Origin of the sequence: Actinomadura sp. NPDC048032, from assembly GCF_040653175.1 — a bacterium.
Lineage (GTDB): Bacteria > Actinomycetota > Actinomycetes > Streptosporangiales > Streptosporangiaceae > Spirillospora > Spirillospora verrucosospora.
In genome coordinates this window covers 1-3372 of sequence record NZ_JBEZJP010000624.1, presented here as the reverse complement: position 1 = coordinate 3372, position 3372 = coordinate 1, and the positions used below count along the sequence as shown (strand labels likewise).

The 3372-nt window shown below is 74.0% G+C and carries 3 protein-coding genes; all 3 read left to right on the top strand.

Annotated elements, in window-relative coordinates; genetic code table 11:
* On the top strand, window positions 1–1539 hold a 1539-nt coding region (locus AB0C69_RS40195), incomplete at its 5' end, for an ABC transporter substrate-binding protein (RefSeq protein WP_360361659.1).
* Complete coding sequence (locus AB0C69_RS40190; protein WP_345182143.1) at window positions 1536–2597, top strand: LacI family DNA-binding transcriptional regulator; 1062 nt, start codon at window positions 1536–1538, stop codon at window positions 2595–2597. The genes AB0C69_RS40195 and AB0C69_RS40190, both read left to right, overlap by 4 nt.
* Window positions 2597–3372 (top strand): ABC transporter permease (locus AB0C69_RS40185; RefSeq protein WP_360361655.1); only part of this gene is annotated, 776 nt, incomplete at its 3' end. The genes AB0C69_RS40190 and AB0C69_RS40185, both read left to right, overlap by 1 nt.

Here is a 3372-nt window from a genome sequence, read left to right as displayed (position 1 = left end):
GCGGTCCTGGCGATGATCGTGATCGCGGTGGCGCTGGCCGCGCTGCGCCCCTCCGCGGGGGCCGAGGCGCTCGACCCGGAGTCGCTCGGCGGCTGCGCGGTGCCCGGGGCGGCGGCCGCGCCGGACGGATCGCTGCGCGCCGCGTTCGGGCAGCCGGTCACCGACCTCGACCCCTACAACGCGGGGACGGCGGTCGACGAGGCGTCGCTGATCGTCAAGCGGCTGGTGTTCGACACGCTCGTCCGCTACGAGGGCGGGCGGCTCGCGCCCGGCCTGGCGACGTCGTGGCGGCGGACGGACGACACGACGTGGGTGTTCGACCTGCGCCCCGGCGTCCGCTTCCACGACGGGAGCCCGCTGACCGCGCGGGACGTCGTCGCCTGCGTGGAGCGCACCAAGGCGGTGAAGTCGGCGCAGTCCGCGCTGTGGGCCACGGTGAAGTCCGCGCGGGCCGAGGGCGACCACCGCGTCACGTTCGTGACGGACGGCCCGATGGGCACCCTGCCGGTGAACCTGACCCTGCTGTTCATCGTGCCGGCCCGGCGCGTGGCCGACCCGGCGCAGAAGCGCCGCCCGGTGGGCTCGGGCCCGTTCCGCGTGACGGGGTTCACCCCGTCGACCAACGTGGAGCTGGCCCGGTTCGACGGGTACTGGGGAGGCCGCGCCGGGCTGCCCGGCATCTCGATGCCGTTCATCGCCGAGACCTCCAGCGCGATCACGGCGCTGCGCAACGGGGACGTGGACCTGCTGTGGCCCGTCCCGTCCGACCAGCTCGGCGAGGTGCGGGGGCGGCGCGGCGTCCGGGTCCAGACGGTGCCGAGCTGGACCTACTACCTCACGTGGTTCAACTGCGGCCGCAAGCCGTTCACCGACCCGAGGGTCCGGCGGGCGATGTGGCAGGCGCTCGACATGGAGGAGATCGTCGGGAAGCTGTTCGGCGCGGGAGCCGAGCGCATGCGCGCGCCGATCCCCTCGACCGTCTTCGGCTACGCCGAGCAGGCGCCGTACCGGTACGACCCCGCGGCGGCCCGCGCGGCGCTGCGCGCCGCCGGTCTCGGGGACGGCTTCGAGACCACGATGATGTGGTTCGACGCCACCGGCCCCCTTGCCCGGGAGCTGGCCCAGTCGATGATCTCGGGGTGGGCGCGGATCGGGGTCGAGGTCAGGCCGCAGAGCATCGAGAAGGCCCAGTGGCTGCAGCGCCTCAACTCCCTCGACTGGGACATGGAGCTGCAGACCAACACCGTGACGACCGGCGACGCCGCGTTCACCCTCGGCCGGCTCTACACGTCCAAGGCCGACCGGATGGGCTACCGCAATCCCGGGCTGGACGCGGTGCTCGCCGAGGCCGGGCAGGCCGCCGACCCCGGGCAGCGCGAGGAGCTGTACGCGCGGGCCTGCAAGACGATCTGGGACGACGCGGTCGGGATCTTCCCCGCCGCGCTCACCACCGCCTACGGGCTGCGGACCGGGCTCTCCGGCTTCACCCCGGCGGCGAACAACCAGCCGGACCTGTCCACGGTCAGGAGGAACCCATGACACCCCGCCGCAGGGCCACCCTGCGGGACATCGCCGCCGCCCTCGACCTGTCGGTCAACACGGTGTCCCGCGCCCTGGCCGGCAAGGACGCGGTCAGCCCCGAGACCCGCGAGCGGGTGCGGGCCGAGGCCGAACGCCTCGGGTACGTGCCGAACACCATGGCGCGGTCCCTCGTGCAGGGCAACGCGATGACCCTCGGGCTGGTCATCACCAACCCGTCCAACCCCTTCTACACCCGTCTGATCAGCGCCATCGAGGAGCGCGGCCGGGTCCACGGCTACTCGCTGATGCTGATGGTCACCGAGGACAGCGTCGACAACGAGCGGCGCGTCGTGGACGAGCTGATGCGCTGGGGCGTGGACGGCGTCCTGGCGGTGCCCGTCCAGCACGGGATCGACCACTGGGACCGGCTCCGCAAGTCCGGGACGCCGGTCGTCCTGGTCAACCGCGACCTGCCGGGGCTCGACACCGACCTCGTCGGCGTCGACTACTACGACAGCGCGCGGCGCGCCACCGAGCACCTCGTCGCCGAGGGCGCCCGCGACCTGTACCTGGTCGAGGAGGACCTGGACATCTCGCCCGTCGCGGAGCGCGTCCGAGGGTTCCGGTCCGTGCTCGACGAGCACGGCATCGCGGTCCGCGACGACCACATGGTGAAGGTGCCGACCCGGCGCCGCGAGGCCAGCTCGCAGCCGTGGGACCCGGTGGACTCCTACGAGATCGGGCGCGGGCTCGCCGCCCGCGTCGGGCCGGGCGCCGCCGTCCTGGCCGGCAACGACTACTTCGCCCTCGGCGTGTACCGGGCGCTCACCGAGCACGGGCTGAGCATCCCCGGCGACGTCCGCGTCGCCGGGCACGGCGACCACCCGTTCGCCGCCTATCTCGCGCCGCCGCTCACCACGGTCCGGCTGCCGGCCGCCGAGGTCGGCGCCGCCGCGGTGGACCGGCTCCTCGAACGGATGTCGGGCGAGTCCGGCGCGGGCTCCCCGCGGCAGACCCTGCTGCCGGCGGAACTGGTCGTCCGCGCCTCGTCGCGGACCGCGAACGGAGGCGGCTGATGGGACGGTTCCTGCTGAGGCGCGCCGGTCAGGCCCTCATCGTGGCCTGGGGCGCCGTCACGGTCGTGTTCCTCGTCGTGCGCGTCGTCCCCGGCGACCCCGCGACGCTGATCCTCGGACCGGACGCCAGTCCCGCGCAGCTCGCCTCCGTCCGGGCGGACTTCGGGCTGGACGAGCCGCTGTGGCGGCAGTACCTCGCGCACATGGGCGAGATTCTGCGCGGCGACTTCGGCGACTCGTGGCGGCTCGGCGGCGGCGCGATGGGCGCCGTCCTGGACCGGTTCCCCGCCACCCTGACGCTGGCCTCGCTCGCCCTGGTCATCACCCTCGCCGCCGGCTACCCGCTCGGCATGATGTGCGCGCGGCGGCCCGGCAGGATCCTCGACCTGCTGGTCTCCACGGGTTCGCTGGTCGGGCAGGCGGTGCCGTCGTTCTGGCTCGGCATCGTGCTGATCCTGCTGTTCGCGCGGCAGCTGAACTGGCTGCCGAGCACGGCGGGCGGCGGCCCGGAGGCGGTCATCCTGCCCTCGGTGACGCTGGCGCTGCCGTTCGTGGGCTGGCTGGCCCGGCTCGTCCGCAACGGCGCGCTGGAGGAGAGCGGCAAGGACTACGTCCGCACCGCCCGCGCGAAGGGGACCGGCGAGGGCGCCGTGATGTACGTGCACGTGGCGCGCAACATCGCGCTGCCCGTCGTCACCGTCCTCGGGCTGCTGATGGGCACGCACGACCGGCACCACGAGGCCGCGGTCGGTCTGCGCGGCGAAGCCGAGGTTGA